The organism is Psychroflexus aurantiacus, assembly GCF_010820555.1.
GTDB classification, from domain to species: domain Bacteria; phylum Bacteroidota; class Bacteroidia; order Flavobacteriales; family Flavobacteriaceae; genus Psychroflexus; species Psychroflexus aurantiacus.
In genome coordinates, this window is sequence record NZ_JAAIKD010000024.1 from 1 (window position 1) to 1,131 (window position 1,131).

The window sequence follows — 1,131 nt, forward strand, 5'->3', positions numbered from 1 at the left end:
TTTGCTTTTTTATCCATAATGTTTCTCAAATGCACGCCAACTGTCTCGGCTATGAGTAGTTGCGTGGTTTAGCACTTAACTTTGCAAGTACACACCAAACTGAAAATCCGTGAGGATTTTCAGAAGTAGGCGAGAACAAGCAATTACTTATAGCCATTGTTGGCACCAGTTTTTTATTGTTTTAATTCAGTTATTTGTTGCTTTGCAAATTCCTTTGCTCTTTCGTCTCCAAATTCAGCCGTCTTTTCATAATACTCAATAGCTTTTTTCTTATCACCTTTCAGTTTGTAACCTTGGGCAATATTTCCAAGAACTATATAATCTTTGGGATTTAATTTTTCAGCTTTTAAAAGTGGTTCAATTGCTTTGTCGTATTCTCCAGTCAGTAAATATGTCACAGAAAGGTTGGACAAGCTTTCTACGTGATTAGGATAATATTTAAGAACTTCATTTGCTATTTCTCGCATATTTTTTAATAAATCATCGTTGCCTGTATTGTATAATTGATATTGATAGTCCTGAATGTCTAAAAGAAATTCTTTTTCATTTCCATCATATTTTTCGTTGTTTGTCCAAGTCCAATTGTTGTTGTTTTTTGCCGAATAATCAATTGTCTTAATTATCTCTGAAGTAAAATTTGTCCAATCAGGAATTTGTCCCAGCGCATATATTTTTCCAAATCTCATATCAAGTCGGTTTGGGTAAAGTTTGATTCCTTCGTCAATTTTATCGAATCCTTTTTTTAATTCTGTTTGGTCATAATAAATTTGACTTCCTAAATAACCTGCTGTTTGATTTAGGCTATCTTTTAGAACAAGTCCTTCTCCATTAGGTTCATTAGTTGTCAGAGCAAGACCTTCTTGTTTTGATTTCATAAAATGATAATTAAAGTAGCTTGTAAAAAGTTCAGCGTCTTTTGGTTTTTCAGATTTCCATTTGGTCAAGACATTTAATTGGTTGATAGTGTCATTAGTCTGACAATATTTTTGAAATTCAGACTGATAATCTTGACTAAAGCTGATTTGCGAATATAAAATCGCAATTAATGTTCCTAATATTCTTCTCATTCTTGGTTTTTTCTCAAATTGGTGCCAACGGTTTCGTATAAGAATAGTTGCGGGTTTGCGTGCG

1 protein-coding gene is annotated in these 1,131 nt (G+C 32.8%); it reads right to left on the bottom strand.

From position 1 onward, the window contains the following. Positions 1 to 173 precede the first annotated feature (173 nt). A partial coding sequence (locus G3567_RS13165; RefSeq protein WP_235923603.1) for a tetratricopeptide repeat protein occupies positions 174 to 1,131 on the bottom strand: 958 nt, incomplete at its 5' end.